Source organism: Exiguobacterium sp. SH5S4 (genome assembly GCF_004337045.1).
GTDB lineage: Bacteria > Bacillota > Bacilli > Exiguobacteriales > Exiguobacteriaceae > Exiguobacterium > Exiguobacterium aurantiacum_A.
Window position 1 is genome coordinate 1 of the sequence record NZ_SJUQ01000043.1, and the last position, 16897, is coordinate 16897.

19 protein-coding genes are annotated in these 16897 nt (G+C 53.2%); 15 read left to right on the plus strand and 4 right to left on the minus strand.

What is annotated here, in order from left to right:
• The first annotated feature begins 352 nt into the window (after window positions 1-352).
• The 3 genes from EVJ32_RS15465 (at window position 353) to hfq (ending at window position 2395) form a co-directional block, all read left to right on the plus strand.
• Window positions 353-946, plus strand: a complete 594-nt coding sequence (locus EVJ32_RS15465; protein ID WP_131459062.1) for an AmiS/UreI family transporter — start codon at window positions 353-355, stop codon at window positions 944-946.
• A gap of 237 nt (window positions 947-1183) precedes the next feature.
• Complete coding sequence (gene miaA, locus EVJ32_RS15470) at window positions 1184-2134, plus strand: tRNA (adenosine(37)-N6)-dimethylallyltransferase MiaA (RefSeq protein ID WP_131459063.1); 951 nt, start codon at window positions 1184-1186, stop codon at window positions 2132-2134.
• Between the two features lie 12 nt (window positions 2135-2146).
• On the plus strand, window positions 2147-2395 hold the full coding sequence (hfq, locus tag EVJ32_RS15475; protein ID WP_016509830.1) for an RNA chaperone Hfq: 249 nt from the start codon (window positions 2147-2149) through the stop codon (window positions 2393-2395).
• Between the two features lie 41 nt (window positions 2396-2436).
• Here hfq and EVJ32_RS15480 read toward each other — a convergent pair whose 3' ends face one another.
• Complete coding sequence (locus EVJ32_RS15480; RefSeq protein ID WP_236635976.1) at window positions 2437-2949, minus strand: hypothetical protein; 513 nt, start codon at window positions 2947-2949, stop codon at window positions 2437-2439.
• 156 nt (window positions 2950-3105) lie between these two features.
• Here EVJ32_RS15480 and EVJ32_RS15485 point away from each other — a divergent pair, with 156 nt between their 5' ends.
• The 6 genes from EVJ32_RS15485 (at window position 3106) to EVJ32_RS15510 (ending at window position 9558) form a co-directional block, all read left to right on the plus strand.
• A complete protein-coding gene (locus EVJ32_RS15485; RefSeq protein ID WP_131459065.1) occupies window positions 3106-4287 on the plus strand; it encodes a TraI domain-containing protein in 1182 nt (393 codons plus the stop codon).
• Window positions 4288-4302: 15 nt separating this feature from the next.
• Window positions 4303-5238, plus strand: a complete 936-nt coding sequence (locus EVJ32_RS15490) for a CobW family GTP-binding protein (RefSeq protein WP_131459066.1) — start codon at window positions 4303-4305, stop codon at window positions 5236-5238.
• Window positions 5235-6017, plus strand: a complete 783-nt coding sequence (locus EVJ32_RS15495) for a 5'-3' exonuclease (RefSeq protein WP_131459067.1) — start codon at window positions 5235-5237, stop codon at window positions 6015-6017. Before EVJ32_RS15490 ends, EVJ32_RS15495 begins: the two co-directional genes overlap by 4 nt.
• Complete coding sequence (locus EVJ32_RS15500; protein ID WP_131459068.1) at window positions 5998-6387, plus strand: reverse transcriptase-like protein; 390 nt, start codon at window positions 5998-6000, stop codon at window positions 6385-6387. The genes EVJ32_RS15495 and EVJ32_RS15500 overlap by 20 nt, the downstream gene beginning before the upstream one ends.
• 109 nt (window positions 6388-6496) lie before the next feature.
• Window positions 6497-7897: a class II fumarate hydratase gene (gene fumC / locus EVJ32_RS15505; RefSeq protein WP_131459069.1), complete on the plus strand. Its 1401-nt coding sequence runs from the start codon at window positions 6497-6499 to the stop codon at window positions 7895-7897.
• A gap of 170 nt (window positions 7898-8067) precedes the next feature.
• Complete coding sequence (locus EVJ32_RS15510) at window positions 8068-9558, plus strand: GGDEF domain-containing protein (protein WP_131459070.1); 1491 nt, start codon at window positions 8068-8070, stop codon at window positions 9556-9558.
• Between the two features lie 14 nt (window positions 9559-9572).
• Here the strand turns inward: EVJ32_RS15510 and EVJ32_RS15515 are convergent, their stop codons facing one another.
• Both EVJ32_RS15515 and EVJ32_RS15520 read right to left on the minus strand, forming a co-directional pair.
• Window positions 9573-10058 (minus strand): dihydrofolate reductase, encoded by a 486-nt coding sequence (locus tag EVJ32_RS15515; protein ID WP_131459071.1) that lies wholly within the window; start codon window positions 10056-10058, stop codon window positions 9573-9575.
• Window positions 10055-10849 carry a thymidylate synthase gene (locus EVJ32_RS15520; protein WP_131459072.1) on the minus strand — a complete coding sequence of 265 codons (795 nt, stop codon included), beginning with the start codon at window positions 10847-10849 and terminating at the stop codon, window positions 10055-10057. The genes EVJ32_RS15515 and EVJ32_RS15520 overlap by 4 nt, the downstream gene beginning before the upstream one ends.
• 173 nt (window positions 10850-11022) lie before the next feature.
• Between EVJ32_RS15520 and EVJ32_RS15525 the strand changes: the two genes are divergently transcribed.
• The 3 genes from EVJ32_RS15525 to EVJ32_RS15535 all read left to right on the plus strand — a co-directional run bounded on the left by EVJ32_RS15525 (window position 11023) and on the right by EVJ32_RS15535 (window position 13504).
• Entirely contained in the window at window positions 11023-11547 is a 525-nt protein-coding gene (locus EVJ32_RS15525) for a type 1 glutamine amidotransferase domain-containing protein (RefSeq protein WP_131459073.1), read from the plus strand.
• A gap of 26 nt (window positions 11548-11573) precedes the next feature.
• Entirely contained in the window at window positions 11574-12308 is a 735-nt protein-coding gene (locus tag EVJ32_RS15530) for a Bax inhibitor-1/YccA family protein (protein WP_084812878.1), read from the plus strand.
• 80 nt (window positions 12309-12388) lie between these two features.
• Window positions 12389-13504: an NAD(P)/FAD-dependent oxidoreductase gene (locus tag EVJ32_RS15535; protein WP_131459074.1), complete on the plus strand. Its 1116-nt coding sequence runs from the start codon at window positions 12389-12391 to the stop codon at window positions 13502-13504.
• Window positions 13505-13540: 36 nt separating this feature from the next.
• Here EVJ32_RS15535 and EVJ32_RS15540 read toward each other — a convergent pair whose 3' ends face one another.
• Window positions 13541-14116, minus strand: a complete 576-nt coding sequence (locus tag EVJ32_RS15540; RefSeq protein ID WP_236639531.1) for a TetR/AcrR family transcriptional regulator — start codon at window positions 14114-14116, stop codon at window positions 13541-13543.
• A gap of 111 nt (window positions 14117-14227) precedes the next feature.
• Between EVJ32_RS15540 and EVJ32_RS15545 the strand changes: the two genes are divergently transcribed.
• The 3 genes from EVJ32_RS15545 (at window position 14228) to EVJ32_RS15555 (ending at window position 16775) form a co-directional block, all read left to right on the plus strand.
• Window positions 14228-15100, plus strand: coding sequence for an ABC transporter ATP-binding protein (locus EVJ32_RS15545; RefSeq protein WP_201740699.1), 873 nt, complete (start codon window positions 14228-14230; stop codon window positions 15098-15100).
• On the plus strand, window positions 15101-15898 hold the full coding sequence (locus EVJ32_RS15550; RefSeq protein ID WP_131459076.1) for an ABC transporter permease subunit: 798 nt from the start codon (window positions 15101-15103) through the stop codon (window positions 15896-15898).
• A 64-nt stretch (window positions 15899-15962) separates the two neighbouring features.
• Window positions 15963-16775 carry an aldo/keto reductase gene (locus EVJ32_RS15555; RefSeq protein WP_131459077.1) on the plus strand — a complete coding sequence of 271 codons (813 nt, stop codon included), beginning with the start codon at window positions 15963-15965 and terminating at the stop codon, window positions 16773-16775.
• The last annotated feature ends 122 nt before the right edge of the window (window positions 16776-16897 follow it).

Here is a 16897-nt window from a genome sequence, read left to right on the forward strand (position 1 = left end):
TGGCGCGAAACAAAACGTCAGACCTGAAAGGCATGACGTTACAGAGCGTGATGGCGATCATCGCGGTAAACCTGAAGCGGATCATCACCCTCTCAAAAGAAAAAACAGGATAAGGGCAAGGAAAAAGGGCGATTGTCCCGACTTGAGTCGGTCCAATCGCCCTTTTTTCTGTTCACGCTCGGATAGAGCGGAGGTTTTTCAGTGCCCTCTCCCACGTGGAAGAGATGTTTTTAGTTTGGAAGGTGAGTCCACCCTGTGAACGAATCATTTCCCTCTTGCGTTGAAAGCGAATCCAATGTACAGTGGACGTATCGAATCAGACGTCAGACATCTATACAAAGGAGCAATCATTGTGGGGAATATTAGTTTGTTGTTCGGCGGCGTGGCACTGTTCATTAACAGCCTCGTCCTGTTTGGGAAAGTCGATATGAAAAGTGCCGGGGTGTTCAGCCTGTTCACCGGTATGTTTCAGACGTTCATTGCGACATGGCTTGTCATCGGGGCGAGCCCGTCAGAACTGTTTGGATACGCAGGTATTTACTTGTTCGCATTCACGTATTTGTACGTCGGTGTGACGTTCATCTTTAACTTGGACGGACGCGGTGTCGGCTGGTTCTCACTGTTCGTCGCGATTTCGGCACTATTTTACGCCGTCGTCGGGTTCGCGAACGGTGACAGCATGGGCGCGGTGTCGTGGCTGTTCTGGTCGTTCCTTTGGGGATTATTCTTCTATGGGATGGCGCTGGAACGAGCGATCGACGGCGTGATAGCACGCGTCGCCTTCGTCCTCGCTTGGTTGACATTGATCGTACCCGCACTGCTCGGCTTGGCCAATTTGATGACGCCACTCTATGACGTCATTTGGTGGGCGGCGAGCGGTACGGCTGTCCTCTACTTTGCCTTCGCGATGTCGCGGTTCAAACGCCAAGTCGAGACGGCAAACTAAAAACGCTCATCCTGAGCGTTTTTAGTTTGCATGTTAAATTGTGTCTAAAGTGTGAAAAGTGGGAAAGGAGTAGGTAAAGGAGGCGGTCACAGATGAGTGATGGCTTGATTTTACTGCTCGGTTTATTAATCTGCGGTTGGATGCTGTTTGCGGTCGTATTTGATGATACAATTAAAAGAAGAATTTGACGGGCCGTTTCCTTTTTAGGAACGGTCTTTCGTTTGAGGAGTGACAGAAATGAAAAAGACACCAGTCATCGTGATCGTTGGGCCGACGGCAGTCGGGAAGACGAAGACGGGCATCGAGCTCGCCAAGGCGTTCGACGGAGAAATCGTATCAGGCGACTCGGTCCAAGTGTACCGCGAAATGGATATCGGTTCCGCCAAAGTGACGGTCGAAGAGGCGGAAGGCGTACCGCATCATTTGATCGACATTTGTGACCCGGATGAAGCGATGAGCGTCGCCAAATTTCAACGTCTCGCCCGCGCGGCGATCGACGATATCTACTCGCGCGGGAAGGTGCCGATTGTAGTCGGTGGAACGGGCCTGTATATTCGGGCGATTTTATACGATTACGAGTTCACGGAGCGACCAGTCGATACGGAACTGCGTGCAGCGCTAGAAGCCGAAGCGGAAGCACACGGCGCCGAGGCGTTACATGATCGCTTGCGTGGCCTCGACCCGAGGCGCGCGGACATCATTCATCCAAATAATGTCCGCCGTGTCATCCGTGCCCTCGAAGTCGCGCTCTCAGGTGACGAGCAGGCAATGGATAGTGCCCCATCTGAGCATTACGATTATAAGTTGTTCGTCCTGCACGCCGATCGCGACGTCTTATATGAGCGGATCAATCATCGCGTCGATTTGATGATCGAAGCGGGTCTCATCGAAGAAGTCGAGCGCTTATTGCGTGCCGGGTACCGGGAGACACAGGCGCTACGGGCCATCGGCTATAAAGAAGTCGTGCCATACTTAGACGGGAAGCTGACGCGAGAGCGGATGACCGAGACGTTAAAACAACATACACGCCAGTTTGCAAAACGGCAATTAACGTGGTTCCGTCATCAATTTGATGGGATTTGGGTAGATATGGGAAAGAAATCATTTGAACTATCGTATAAAAATATCTATGATGAGGTTGAGGAGTTTTTTCGAAAATTCCGATTATTTGAACGAGACATAGACTAGGGGGAATGCAACATGAAGGCAAGCTATAACATCCAAGATCATTTTCTGAACCAATTGCGCAAAGAGATGGTTCCGACGACCGTGTTTTTAGTCAGTGGCTTCCAAATTCGCGGAGTCATCAAATCATTTGACAACTTCACAGTGATCGTCGAGTCGGAAGGGCGCCAACAGTTGATTTATAAACATGCGATTTCGACGTTCTCGCCAGCACGGAACGTCACGTTGTTCGAACCGGAAGCGGTCGAGATGACGGAAGGTTAATTGAAGCATAAGAAAAGAGCGGCCCGGGGACCGCTCTTTTCTTATGCCGTTTTTATGTTGCGGTCATCATGGAGCGCCTCGAGGACGCGATGGATGGCGCAGCCACCGAGCAACGAGTCGAGTTGCTCGCACATTTGGGCGGGACTCGACCGATACAAGTGCGTATACGTCCGTTTCCACGAGCGGTCGGCCGACTGGATGCGGACGAGCAGGTCGGCGTGACCGAGCTCTTTCAGCTTATCGATATTCATCCGGTTCGTCCGGGCGAAGGCAGATAAGACGACCGCTTTCGCGAGCGGTGTTTGCACCGGATACCCTGAGACGATTAAAGCGGCCATCGCCCCTTTCATCTCATGCGCGACGACCGAGTCGATGAGGTCGTCGTGCGTATATGGATTTCCGGCGTGACCGGCGACTGCCCGTTCAAGCTCATTGTCTGATACGGGACAGACCGCCCCTTCAAGGATACCGTCAATCGTTGGATGGACATCTGCATAACGTGCCGCTTCCCCTGTCGCGATCAACCGTTCATACGTGTCTAGTAGTGAAATCATCATCGTTCCCCCTTTTTGTAACTACTTATATCGTAACAATATAGGTAAGCGCTTTCAATATATTCCTCGCAAGTTTCTGACCAGTAACGAAAGTATGTTCGCCTCGAACGATAAAACACGATACAATGGGCAAAGAGAAGAAAAGGGGGTCATATCATGAATTATTATCAACAGATCGACGCGGTCGCAGGTGGTGGTACGTTCGACCGGGCCAGGTTTCAAGTTCCGAAAGTCGAGAAGTCGACGCTTCGGCTAACGGATTTATCGGACGGGACACCGATCCAGACGAATGCGCTCGTCAGTTCGGTCGAGGTGCGGGAAGGGAAGTCTGGCGCCAAATGGTTGCAACTCAATTTGACGACGTCTGGCGGGCTGATCCGGGCCAAACACTGGCTGCGGGGAAACGAAGACCAACTGCTACCGATTTACGAATCGGGCGTGATCGCCTTAGAAGGAAAGATTGACGTCTATCCGAAGCCGGACGGCGCCAAATCGATTACGATCGATCGTGTCCAACCGATGTCCCGGGACGAGGCGGTGTCGCTCTTACCTGGACTTCCAGGCGACGAGACGTTCGATCAGTATGCCGAAGAGCTGTTCGCGATTTTGTCGACGCTGTCTTCGGACTATGAGGCGATCGCGCTGGCGCTCCTCGATCAATATTGGGACGATTTCGTGTTGGCCCCGGCTGCGCTCTATCATCACCACAACTACGTCGGTGGACTGTTAAAACATACGGTCTGCATGTTGCGACTCGGTTACCGCATCCAAGAGCAAGACGATTATTTGGCGACTGCGTTCCGGATCATCAAAGAAGCCGAGCAGTTGCACAAAGTAGACGTATGGAATACGATGAACGGTGTTAAAGTCGAGCAGGCGTTCCGTGGGACGTTTGAGTCGCTCTATACGGCGTGTGAGGCGATGGCAGAACTGAAAGAACCGCTCCGCTGGGACGAACTCGCGCTTGGTATCTTGTTCCATGATATCGGCAAGTTGTTCGAATACAGTCATCTGTTGTCGTCACCGAGACGGTTCGAGCAGCTGTTTTACGTCACCGGCACGAGTGAGACGACAGGGATCGCCATCAATCCGATGGGGAGTCTGGTCGGTCACATGCCATACGGAGGGCTGTTGTTCGAGAAGAGTCAACAAGCCGCCGGCATCACGTTGCCGCTTGACGTCCACCACCGGATTTGGCATATGATCTTGTCCCACCACGGAAAACGGGAATGGGGTTCTAGCGTCCTGCCGGCCACGACCGAAGGGTGGCTGCTCCATTTGATCGACTTGTTGGACGCTCGCTACGAGAAGTGGGCACGGGTCCACGAAAATTTATAAAGTGAGGTGCAAGGCATGATTCCCGTGCAATTAGTGACCGGCTTTTTAGGCGCCGGAAAAACGACATATATGAACCGTCTTTTAGAAGCGACGGACGAACGATTGCTCTTGATCGTCAACGAGCTCGGCTCGGTCAACATTGACGAACAATTGATCGTCAACATGGATCAAGAACAGATCGAACTGTCGAACGGTTGTATTTGTTGTTCGATCCAAAATGATTTGAGCAAGACGTTTTATCGACTCGCCTCGCGAGGCGAGTCGTTCGATCGCATCGTCATCGAGACGACAGGTGTTGCCGACCCGGCCCCAATCATCCAGACGATTTATTACGACGATTACTTACGCTCGCGCTTTAAACTGACGGCGATTTTGACCGTCGTCGATGCGAGCCAGATGGACCGCGAACTGTTCATCGAAGGTATCCATCAAATCGCCTATGCCGATGTGATCTTGCTCAACAAAGTCGATCTCGTCAGCGAGGCCGAGCTCGAGCGTGCCCACGGCCGGATTCGTGAATTGAACCCGACCGTACGTGTCATCGAGACCGAGCAGACGGTCGGAGCGTATGAGTTACTCGAGAACACGTTCCAGCTCTCCCGCATCGATGAACGTCTGCTCGGCGAGCTGACAGCCGGACATACGTCCGTCTCGACGCTGCGGGCTATCACGATCACGACCGACGTGCCGTTAAACCGCGAGCGGGTCACGCGTTACGTCAGAGAAGTGCTCATGCACTATGAACAAGACGTCTATCGTCTCAAAGCGATTGTCCGTATTGAAGGCGAGTCTTCAAAATTTGTCGTCCAGGCGACGAACCAGTTGATGGGCGCGACGTTCGCCAATGAACCGAGCGACGATACCCGGTCTGTTTTTGTCTGGATCGGCAAAGAACTTGACCGGGAAGCGCTTGAACGCGGGATGAAAGCTTGTGAGGTGAATGAACGATGAGGTTGATGCTAGTAGATGGATTTAACTTATTATCGCGTTATTATTTTGCGACCGAACGGCGCCGGGCGCTCGACCCCGAAGTGACGTTGAAAGGTTTGCTTCGTAAAGTCGACGGCTGGACGAACGAGTTTACCCATATCGCTTTCTTTTGGGACGGACCAAGAGAGACGACCCATCGGTTCGCCTTGTTCCCCGACTATAAGGCGACCCGGACCGGTCTGCCGGAACCGTTGTTTCATGATTACGTCAAACTGCGGGCCGCGCTCACGGAACGCGGCATCTTTCAGTCTGAGCTGGCCGGGTACGAGGCGGACGATTTGATGGGGGCCGTCGCGACGGCGTTCCCCGGGGAATCGTACATGTACTCGTCCGACCGGGACTTGCATCAACTGTTATCTTCGAACGTATTTCAAATTGTCCCTAAAAAAGGCGAGGAACTGTTGATGAGCCGAGAATTGTTCGAAGCGACGTACGGGGTGAGACCGTTACAGTTCGTCGATGTGAAGGCGCTCCAAGGCGATGCGTCGGACAACATTCCGGGCGTCAAAGGGATCGGCCCGAAGACGGCGACGATCCTCGTGCAGTCATACGATACCGTCGAGCAATTATACGAGCTGTTGCGAACGGAACAGTTGCTTGAAGCACACCAAAAGTATGCGAAAAAATTGGACGGTCACGAAGAAGTCGCGTTGCTGTCGAAGCGTCTGTCACAAATCGATATCGACGCTCCGATCGAGACCGACTGGGAGGCGTACCGCTTTGGTTCACGTTTATTTTGACGCGGCCACGAATCAACAGACCGGGGAGAACGGGCTCGGTGTCTGGCTAAAGGCGTCCGATGGGACGGTCGTTACGTTCACAGAGAAGCGGACCGGGCTATCGAGCGTTCAAGCCGAGCTCGCGGCACTCGTCTTCGCGCTCAAACAAGCTGAAGCGCTCGAAGGGGAGTCGACGTTCCTGTTTTATTCAGACGCCGAGACAATCGTGCGTGCGCTCGAGCAACGCTTTATGAAAGACAAATCGGTTAAACCGCTATTTCTTGAGGCGTTGATCACCTACGACGAACTGCCGGTCACGTTCATCAAGTGGATCCCACGGGCAGATAACCGGGCTGACTCGGTCGCAAAGGCAGCGCTGCTTGGTAGATGAAGAAGTCGAGACGTGTCTCGACTTTTTTTCGATTCTCGTAGGCGCACGTTTCTTTTTTGCAAAAATTTCGCTAAAATGAAAGCGTAGTCAAAAAAGAGGGGGAATTTTCATGGATTATCGGATCGAACGGGACACGATGGGGGAAATCAACGTCCCAGCTTCAGCAAAATGGGGAGCACAAACACAACGAAGCTTAGAGAATTTTAAAATCGGGACGGAGAAAATGCCGCTCGAAGTCGTTCATGCGTTCGCGATTCTGAAAAAAGGCGCGGCCTTGGCCAACGCTGAACTAGGGGTCCTCGAGCAGGGCAAGGCGGACATCATCGCCGAGGTCGCAGATGAGATTGTGGCGGGTGACCATGACGCCGAGTTCCCACTCGTCGTCTGGCAGACAGGATCAGGCACACAATCCAATATGAACGTCAACGAAGTGATCGCCCACTTGGCGAACGACAAGTTAAAAGCACGCGGGCAGTCGCTGACGATTCATCCGAACGATGACGTCAACAAGTCACAAAGTTCAAACGACACGTATCCGACTGCGATGCATATCGCCGCCATCCTTGCCGTCGAGGATAAAGTCATTCCGGCGATCGAAGCGCTCCATGCGACGCTCGACAAGAAAGCCGAAACGTATATGGACGTCGTGAAGATCGGGCGCACCCACTTGCAGGACGCGACGCCGGTCACGCTCGGGCAAGAGATCAGCGGCTGGGTCCGCATGCTTGAACTATCGAAACAGATGATTGAACGGACGCTTGAACCGTTAACAGAACTCGCGCTCGGAGGGACAGCGGTCGGGACAGGCATCAACGCGCACCCGGATTTCGGTGAAGTTGTCGCTGCCAAAATTTCGACTGAGACCGGTAAACGTTTCGTGACAGCCGTGAACAAGTTCCACGCGCTCACGAGTCACGATCAACTCGTCTTCACGCACGGGGCGTTGAAGGCGCTCGCGATGGACGCGATGAAGATCGCCAACGACGTCCGCTGGCTCGCTTCTGGTCCTCGTGCCGGGATTGGCGAGATCACGATTCCTGAAAATGAACCGGGTAGCTCGATCATGCCTGGAAAAGTGAACCCGACGCAAAGTGAGGCGTTGACGATGGTCGCGGCCCAAGTGCTCGGCAACGATACGACGATCGGGTTCGGTGCGAGCCAAGGGAACTTCGAATTGAACGTCTTTAAGCCGGTCATCATGTACAACTTTTTACAGACGTGCCGTTTATTGACAGACAGCCTTCATTCGTTCGATGTGCACTGTGCCGTCGGGATCGAGCCGGATTTAGATGTGATCGCCCATAACGTCGAACGCTCCCTTATGCTCGTCACGGCGTTGAATCCGCACATCGGCTACGAAAATGCTGCGAAGATTGCCAAGCATGCCCATAAAAAAGGCATCTCATTGAAAGAGTCAGCGCTCGAGACAGGTCTATTGACCGAAGAGCAGTTCGACCAGTGGATTCGTCCGGAAGAGATGACATCACCTAATCTAAAAGTTGGTAAATAACAGGGAGAGCGGTCGTTGAACCGCTTTTTTTTTGATTTTATAGGACGTTTGAACTAGATTAATGTCAAACAATAGGAATTAAATGAGGAAATAGTTGTATTTTCGTGGGCGAAGTCGCATAATCAGAGACAGAAGCGAATATCGGGGAGAACGAAACTGGGGGGGCGGGCATGGAGCAACATCAACTCACAGATCAAGTACATAGAATTTTGGCGAAAATCACGGAAGCTAGACAGATTCAAAAAACCGAAATCGAATTTTTATTGGATTGGATGAAAACGGAAGTCAAAAATCGTCGACTCATGCATCTGCTTGAGATTTTTAGCCGGGTCGAGTCTGACGTGCGTGAGCTGCCGCCCGTCTTGACGCAGTCAGAAGCGATTGCGTTGATTGCGCCGGTCAAACGTTATATTCATACGGTTTTGGGAATCGAACAAGAAGATGAAGACTTAGTATTGATTTTATCGGGTAGTTTCTCTACGTTTAGTCGCTACAAACCGAGAGTTGAAAAGTTAGGGGCGAGGCCGGTGTTTCTGCAGACGATCGCAGAAGCGGTCGAGTACGATTATGAAGACGTCCCGAAAGCGATCGTCATGGATGTCGAACTATGGTCTCACTTCCCAGAGCGAGACATTCAGTCGTTCGTCAGCAAAATGAAGAAACTCTATGTGCCGCTCGTCGTCATCGGGACGAATGAGCATTATCGCTTGGCCGCTTATTCATACGGCTTTGATGATTACTGGGAATCGTGGATCCCGATGGAAGAACGGCTCGTTCGGCTCGGCTTACATATTGAAAAGGCACGGCTCGTCTCGAACGCGCTTCTCGTCGATGAATTGACAGGCGCTTTTAACCGTAAATACTTAAAAGCGACGTTCAGCCGGTTCGTCTCCCGGTTAGAGCGTTCCGGAGAGAGCTTCACGCTCGCACTTTTAGACATCGATCACTTTAAGCAGTTAAATGACACGTTTGGCCATGCGTATGGCGACGAAGTGTTGCATCGCATCGCCGAAGAGATCCGTCTAGCCATCCGCTCGAGCGATGAGTTGATTCGGTACGGCGGCGAAGAGTTTTTGGTCATCCTTAACGTTTCCGACCGGACCGTCGTCGACGCGGTACTTGAACGGGTCAGGACGCGGATCGAACAGATGGAGTTTCCTTACGAGCACCATGTCACCGTGTCGATCGGTTATACGCGCGTCTGCGAGACCGGGATGACGCTCGGAGAGTGGTGCGCCTATGCCGACGAGGCCTTGTATAAAGCGAAGCGTGACGGGCGTAACCGCATCATCCGTTATTCGTCTGCAGTTCGAGAAGAGAAGCGTCTCGCTTACGTGACGATGAGCCCGCAAAAATACGCCTCACTCGCCGAACAGCTGCCGAAACAGCATCGGCGCTACGAGGTCGTCTATCGGCCGTACGACTTATACGCCTGTAACGATAACGTCGAGATGTTCATCTTAGACGAGTCAGGGTCGACCTCGACGAAAGGAACGCTATCGGCCGTGAAAGAACAACGCGGCAAGTATAGCCATATCCTTGCCGTCACGAAGCGGACGGCGACCGAGCTCGGGACGCTGTACGATGATTTGGCGGAGCAAGACCGTAACGACGTCATCACAGAAAAAATTGAGCAATGGCTTGAAAAATTACCGGATTGAAAAAGACATCGATCTCATTCGATGTCTTTTTTGTCGTATTGGCGGAACGTGAAACTATAATCATGCCGCTCATCTTTCGGATGGAACCGTTCGTCCGTGACGATGAGATTTTGCGGCGTGAGCGGGTAATACGTGTCCGCCTCGAACGTCCCGTCGACCTCGGTAATATAGAAGCGTTCGGTGACTGGCATCGTCTGTTCATAAAGCGTCGCCCCGCCGATGACCAAGAAGTCCTCGGTGTCGCGCGCGGTGAGGATGCGATCGAGGTCGTGCCAGACTTCGACATCGGGTGCTGAAAACTCACGGTTCGATGTGACGACGATGTTGCGCCGGTTTGGGAGCGCCCGGCCGATCGATTCAAACGTCTTTCGTCCCATGACGATTGTCTGACCCGTAGTGACGGCTTTGAAGTATTTCAAGTCGTCAGGCAGGCGCCAGAGCAAGCCGTTGTCTTTCCCGATTTCACGATTCGATCCACAAGCGACGACATGGATGATCATACGCTAACCGCTCCTTTAATGTGCGGGTGCGGGTCGTAACCGACGAGTTCAAAGTCCTCGAACCGGAAGTCCTCGATCGATGATACGTCACGCAAGATGTTCAGTTTCGGAAGCGGGCGCGTGTCACGCGTCAGCTGCAGCTTCACTTGCTCGAGGTGATTATGATAGATGTGCGCGTCACCGAGCGTGTGGACGAAATCGCCGACCTCAAGACCGGTCACGTGGGCGACCATGTGCGTCAACAAAGCGTATGACGCGATATTGAACGGCACGCCGAGGAACGTGTCGGCGCTGCGTTGATACAACTGGCACGACAGTTTGCCGTCGGCGACGTAAAACTGGAACAACAGATGGCACGGCGGGAGCGCCATGTCATCGAGTTGACCAGGGTTCCAAGCAGACACGACGAGTCGACGAGAGTCGGGATTCGTCTTGATCTGTTCGATCACTTGGGCGAGTTGATCGACACTCGAGCCGTCTGGTTTCGGGAACGAGCGCCACTGGGCACCGTATACCGGGCCAAGATTGCCGTCCTCATCCGCCCATTCGTTCCAGATACGGACACCGTTGTCTTGTAGGTAACGGACGTTCGTGTCGCCAGAGATGAACCAAAGCAGTTCATGGATGATCGAGCGCGTATGTAATTTCTTTGTCGTGATGAGCGGGAACCCGTCCTGCAGGTTGAAGCGCATCTGATAGCCGAACACGCTCGTCGTGCCGGTACCGGTCCGGTCTTCTTTGACGACGCCGTGGTCGAGAATATGGTTACATAAGTCGTGGTATTGTTTCATGGTAGGTGTGCCCCCTTTTCAATCATTCATCTCTAACGTTATCACATCTACCACAAGATGTAGATGATTTCTTGACTGTAAAATCGATATACAGCTACGAGACAGTGATTATTCGTTTTCGGGATGTCCGATTTCGGGTATACTAGGGAAAGACAATTAAAGGGAGGGATTCGATGAAGTTACAAGGTATGAATATTTTGCAGATCGTCAGTGACGACTTTGAAGATTTAGAACTCTGGTATCCGGTCCACCGGTTACGTGAAGAAGGGGCGAACGTCATTCTCGCTGGCGAGAAAGCGGATCACGCTTATATTGGGAAGTATGGCGTCCCGGCCAAGTCGGACGTGGCGTTCGACGACGTCGACATCTCGTCGTATGATGCGTTGCTCGTCCCGGGCGGCTGGTCGCCCGACTTGTTGCGCCGTTTCGACTCGGTGAAAGGCTTCGTCCGCTACATGGATGAGCAAAAACGGCCGATCGGTCAAATCTGTCACGCGGGCTGGGTATTGATTTCAGCCAACATTCTTCAAGGCGTCAACGTGACGAGTACACCGGGCATTAAAGACGACATGGAAAACGCGGGCGCGATCTGGCACGATGAGCCGGTCGTCGTCGATGGCCATATCGTCTCGAGTCGTCGTCCGCCAGATCTGCCCGACTATATGCGTGAGTTTATCAAGGTCATGACCAAAAACTGAAAAAAGAATAAAGGAGATTTCTACAGTTGAACTTAAAATCTAACCCAATTCTCCGTAAATCGATGGAGTCGACTGCTTATAGCACAGAGCCGATGACGAAAGCCGGTACGTGGTCGAAAGTGTTCACGTTGCTCTTGCTCGTGACGGCCGCGGCTGGTACGACATGGCTGCTCGTTCCGACGATCGGGGAAGCGCTCTTGTTCCCACTCATGATCGGCTCGCTCATTCTTGGCTTGATCATGGCGCTCATCATCACCTTCAAACCGAACACGGCGCCTGTCGTCGCACCACTCTACGGCATCGTCGAAGGGGTGTTCGTCGGTTCGATTTCGTACTTCTTTGAAGCGATGGCACCGGGCATCGTCGGTCGCGCCGTCTTGACGACGTTTATCGTCGCGTTCGCGATGTGGTTCGTCTATTCGACCGGGCTCGTCAAAGTGACGCAAAAGTTCCGGGCCGGTGTCACGGCCGCGATCTTCACGGTCATGCTGTTGTATCTCGTCCAGATCGGCATGAGTTTCTTCGGTTCCGGACTTCCGTTCATGACGGGGTCGTCACCGCTCGCGATCGGTGTCCAGTTCGTCATCGTCATCATCGCCTCACTCGCGCTCGTCCTCGACTTCGACTATATCGCACGTCAAGTCGAAGCCCGGGCACCGAAGCAGTTGGAATGGGTGGCGGCGTTCGGATTGATTGTGACGCTCGTCTGGCTCTATATCGAATTGCTCGACTTATTGTACCGCCTCGCGATGCGAGACTGATCATCGGCCTTGGGCCGATGATTTTTTTAGGAAGACAGGAAAGGATGTGACCGCCCTCGCGATTAAAGGGGGCGAAACTTATGAAAAAAATTATTATCATCGGTTCGGGCATCGTCGGCATCTCGGCTGCTTACCATTTGGCCGGGAAAGCCGACGTCACCGTCATCGATCGAAAAGAAGTGGGCCGGGCGACCGACGCGGCCGCAGGCATCGTCTGTCCGTGGATCGCCCAACGCCGCAACAAAGCCTGGTACGCGCTCGCCAAAGGCGGTGCCCGCTATTATAGAGACGTCGTCGCCGAGTTAATGAATGAGGGTGAGCGTGATACCGGCTATAAACGTGTCGGGACGCTCGCGTTGCATGAAGACAAGAAGTTGAACGAGATGCTCGAGCGGACGACGCTGCGCCGAGAAGAGGCACCAGAGATCGGTGAGTTGACTCGACTGTCGGCTGAAGAGGCGAAAGTTCTTTTCCCACCGCTGTCAGATGAATACGATGCGCTCCTCGTCGAAGGCGGGGCCCGCGTCGATGGCGAGAAATTGCGCGCGGCTCTCGAACGTGTCGCCGTCAAACGTGGCGTGAAACTTATCGACGGCTCTGCCGTTCTCGTCGAAGAAGACGGCTATCACGTCGAGTGCGACGGTGTCCGCTATGAGGCCGACGAGATCGTGCTCGCCTGTGGGGCCTGGTTGCCTGAGTTGATGGAGCCGATTGGTTATACGGCACGTGTCGCCGGGGAGAAAGCGCAAATCGTCCACGTCCAGTTAACAGACGTCGATGCATCGGACTGGCCGGTCGTCATGCCACCGCGACGCCGATATTTGCTCGGGTTCGAAGGGGGTCGGGTCGTCATCGGTTCGACGCATGAACGGGGTAAGGCGTTCGACGCACGCCCGACGGCGATCGGTGTCCATGAAGTGCTCGCAAAAGGTCTGGAGTCGGCGCCTGGCTTAGCCGAAGCCGAATTGATCGAGACACGTGTCGGTTTCCGTCCGATCACACCGAACTCGATCCCGATTCTCGGTCGTGTGCCGGGGGCGGAGAAATTACTCGTCGCCAACGGTCTCGGTTCATCGGGCTTGACGGTCGGCCCGTTTATCGGCAAAGTACTTGCAGACTTGGTGCTGACGGGAGACTGCGAACTTGATCTGTCGCTTTATCCGATAGAAGACCATGTCTACCGACAACTGCAGTGAACGAAACAGGCGACAATCCGCGGATTGTCGCCTGTTTTAACGGCTTCGTCGCATGATCCCGTGCAAGAAAAAATGAAAATACTCCTGCATTGTCTCGGTCATTTCGTGCGACGCGAAATCTGGATCTGATAAAACTGCCTGTTGCATCAAGCGAACGTAACGAAGGTAAGCATCGGTCGATACGTCTGGGTCGATCGCCCCGGTCGTCTTGCCGTACTCGATCAAGCTTCGAAACGCGGCATAGCCACGGGCAGCGAGTTGTTGCCACGACGGGTCGGCCGTGACGATTGATAACACCGCGTCATCGAACAATGCCGCTGATTCAATTTTCCGTCTTAATATCTCAATCAGTAACTCCTCGAACGGGATGTGTTCCCCGATGCGCTCATCGATCCAGCCCATCTCATCTTCGGTCAGACGCGTGAGCACTTGAAGGACGACTTGTTCCTTCGAGCCGAAGTAATTGTAAATTGAGACAGGTGAGACCGAGGCGGAGCGGGCAAGTTCACTGATTGTGAAGCGTGACTGCTTCTCGCTCATCAGCGACTTGGCGGCGTCAAGTATGGCCCGTTGTTTCGTCTCCGTCCGTTTCGTAAAACCGTCCACCTTCATCCCTCTTCTCCATTGTTTTGTAATCAATATACCATTTCCATTTCAAAAAATAACGTGATATACTAGTTTTGTAATCATATCGTGTTTATATTTCAAAAAGGAGAGGGCGAAATGATCCAAATTGAGAAGTTGACGAAACGGTTTGACCAGACGCACGGTATTTTCGACGTCTCGTTCCGTGTCGAGCCCGGCACCGTTTTCGGCTTCATCGGTCCGAACGGGGCCGGGAAGTCGACGACGATTCGTCATTTGATGGGACTGCTCCACGCCGACTCAGGGAAAGCGACCGTGATGGGGCATGACTGCTGGAAGGAGACCGAGACGGTGAAGGCGCTCGTCGGCTATTTGCCAGGTGAGATCAACTACCCGCAAGACATGACCGGGGAAGAAGTCATTCGTCTCACGAGACGTCTTCACGTGACGAGTGCGGAGCGGGAGCGTCAATTGCTCGACGTGTTCGCTTTCGATACGGGTTTGAAAGTCCGGAAGATGTCGAAAGGGATGAAGCAAAAACTCGCCATCGTCACGTGTTTCATGAAAGACGTTCCTGTATATGTCCTCGACGAGCCGACGAGCGGGCTCGACCCGCTCATGCAAGAGCGTCTCGTCGACTGGGTGCTCGCTGAAAAAGCGGCCGGGAAAGCGATTTTGATGAGCTCGCACCACTTCCCGGAGATGGAGAAGACGTGTGACCGGGCCGCCCTCATCCGCGACGGCCGGATGATCATCGAAGAAGAGATGGCGGAGCTGAAACGGCGAAGCAAAAAGACGTATCGCATCGGCATGAAAGACGAGGCGGCGGCGATCAAATTGAGCGAACAGATCGGGACACGTGAACAGACATTCGTCACGGTGTCGTTATCGACGTCAGAAGAGTTGAACGGCTTGATCGAGCTGCTCGCCCGTCACGACATCGCGTCTTTGACGAGCGGCACCGACGAACTCGAGCACATGTTCATGCAATATTACGGGGAGGCGACTTAAATGGTACTCGTATCGTCACTGTTCAAGCAAAATCGGGGTTGGATATTAGGTTACGCGCTCGGGACGAGTGTGTACTTGTTCTTCTTGGCGGCCATCTTCCCATCGATTCAAGAGACCGGCCTGATCGAAGGGAAGCTCGATTCACTACCGCCAGAGCTGCTCGACGTGTTCAAGATCGACCCGAATCTCGCGATGGACAACGTCATCAACCTGCTCGCCGGGAACTATTATGGGCTCATCTTCTACGTGCTCGCCATCTTGTTCGCGTTGACGTTCGCGTCAAGGCTCATGGCCAAACCGGTCGACTCGGGCGAGGTCATGCTCTACATGGCGGCCCCGATTTCAAGAAGCGGCTACGTGACGGCGAGTATCGCCTTGCTGGTCATCGCGACCGTCTTGTTCGTCGGGTTGAACGGGCTCAGCCTCATGCTCGCGAACGTGTTGTTCGACTTAAACATCGATAGCGGTCTGTTGTGGACGTTGCAACTCAACGCCGGTCTCATCTTGCTCGTCCTCGGGTCGCTCGCTTACGTGCTCGCGAGCCTGTTCGATGACAGCACCCGGTCGTACATGGTTACGGGCGGCATCTTTTCAATCTTCTTGATTGCCAACATCTTCTCAGGCTTCAGCGATCAACTCGACTGGTTGCGAAACCTGTCGATGTTCTCTCTATTTGACGCGAACGCATTGATTCAAGGCGATTCGGTTTGGTTGTCGTTGTTTTGGCTGACAGCGCTGAACGTGTTGATCATCGTCACTTGCTATGGCTGGTTCACACGGAAAGACTTGACGATTTAGTTTTTCGGAATAAGATGTCGGGTATGTTACAATCAGCTCGACAGATTAGAAAGGGGAATGATTTATGCAACTCGCAACGTTACGAAACGGCGTTCAAATCCCGATGATCGGATTTGGCGTCTGGCAAGTAGACAATGAGACCGAGGCACCGCAAGCTGTCGCCGAGGCGTTGAAAGTCGGGTACCGCCACATCGATACGGCGGCTATCTATAAAAACGAAGAAGGCGTCGCCAAAGGGATTATGACTTCAGGCGTCAACCGCGCCGACATCTTTTTGACGTCGAAGATTTGGAACGAGGACATTCGTCAAGGACGGACGAAGGATGCGTTCGACGAGTCGCTCGCTCGCCTCGAGACCGACTATTTGGACTTGTGCCTGCTTCACTGGCCGGTCGACGGTTTCGTCGCCGCTTGGAAAGATCTTGTCGACTTGTATGAGGCCGGAAAAATCAAAGCGATCGGCGTCTCGAACTTCAAAGAGCATCACCTTGAAGCGTTGAAAGAAGCGGGTCTGATGACGCCACTCATCAACCAAGTCGAACTTCATCCGCAACTCCCGCAACCGGACCTCGTCGAGTACTGCCAAGATGAAGGTATTCAAATCGAGGCGTGGAGCCCGCTCATGCAAGGAAAATTCCTCGATGTCCCGGTGTTTGCCGAAATCGCTGACAAGCATGGGAAGACACCGGCCCAAGTCGTCCTCTGTTGGCACTTAGAGACAGGGAACGTCGCCTTGCCGAAATCGGTCACACCACACCGGATCGAAGAAAACTTCAACGTCTTCGACTTCACACTCGATGCGGACGATATGGCGAAAATCGATGCGGTCGCGACACATGAACGCATCGGTCCAGACCCTGATACTATCGAATTTTAACATAATTAAGCGAGAATTCTCCCACCTCTAAGCGTCTGGGGCGAGGCCCAGCGTAGGTGGGAGATGAATCGCCCGTACATAAACCTCTTGGCCACCCCTGTGACAGATATGACGAACATAAG

Bases quoted from the DNA above. Each gene is read 5' to 3' on its own strand.
- miaA (WP_131459063.1), top strand. From the start codon at position 1,184: ATGAAAAAGACACCAGTCATCGTGATCGTTGGGCCGACGGCAGTCGGG.
- hfq (WP_016509830.1), top strand. From the start codon at position 2,147: ATGAAGGCAAGCTATAACATCCAAGATCATTTTCTGAACCAATTGCGC.
- EVJ32_RS15480 (WP_236635976.1), bottom strand. From the start codon at position 2,949: ATGATTTCACTACTAGACACGTATGAACGGTTGATCGCGACAGGGGAA.
- EVJ32_RS15485 (WP_131459065.1), top strand. From the start codon at position 3,106: ATGAATTATTATCAACAGATCGACGCGGTCGCAGGTGGTGGTACGTTC.
- EVJ32_RS15490 (WP_131459066.1), top strand. From the start codon at position 4,303: ATGATTCCCGTGCAATTAGTGACCGGCTTTTTAGGCGCCGGAAAAACG.
- EVJ32_RS15495 (WP_131459067.1), top strand. From the start codon at position 5,235: ATGAGGTTGATGCTAGTAGATGGATTTAACTTATTATCGCGTTATTAT.
- fumC (WP_131459069.1), top strand. From the start codon at position 6,497: ATGGATTATCGGATCGAACGGGACACGATGGGGGAAATCAACGTCCCA.
- EVJ32_RS15510 (WP_131459070.1), top strand. From the start codon at position 8,068: ATGGAGCAACATCAACTCACAGATCAAGTACATAGAATTTTGGCGAAA.
- EVJ32_RS15515 (WP_131459071.1), bottom strand. From the start codon at position 10,058: ATGATCATCCATGTCGTCGCTTGTGGATCGAATCGTGAAATCGGGAAA.
- EVJ32_RS15520 (WP_131459072.1), bottom strand. From the start codon at position 10,849: ATGAAACAATACCACGACTTATGTAACCATATTCTCGACCACGGCGTC.
- EVJ32_RS15525 (WP_131459073.1), top strand. From the start codon at position 11,023: ATGAAGTTACAAGGTATGAATATTTTGCAGATCGTCAGTGACGACTTT.
- EVJ32_RS15535 (WP_131459074.1), top strand. From the start codon at position 12,389: ATGAAAAAAATTATTATCATCGGTTCGGGCATCGTCGGCATCTCGGCT.
- EVJ32_RS15540 (WP_236639531.1), bottom strand. From the start codon at position 14,116: ATGAAGGTGGACGGTTTTACGAAACGGACGGAGACGAAACAACGGGCC.
- EVJ32_RS15545 (WP_201740699.1), top strand. From the start codon at position 14,228: ATGATCCAAATTGAGAAGTTGACGAAACGGTTTGACCAGACGCACGGT.
- EVJ32_RS15550 (WP_131459076.1), top strand. From the start codon at position 15,101: ATGGTACTCGTATCGTCACTGTTCAAGCAAAATCGGGGTTGGATATTA.
- EVJ32_RS15555 (WP_131459077.1), top strand. From the start codon at position 15,963: ATGCAACTCGCAACGTTACGAAACGGCGTTCAAATCCCGATGATCGGA.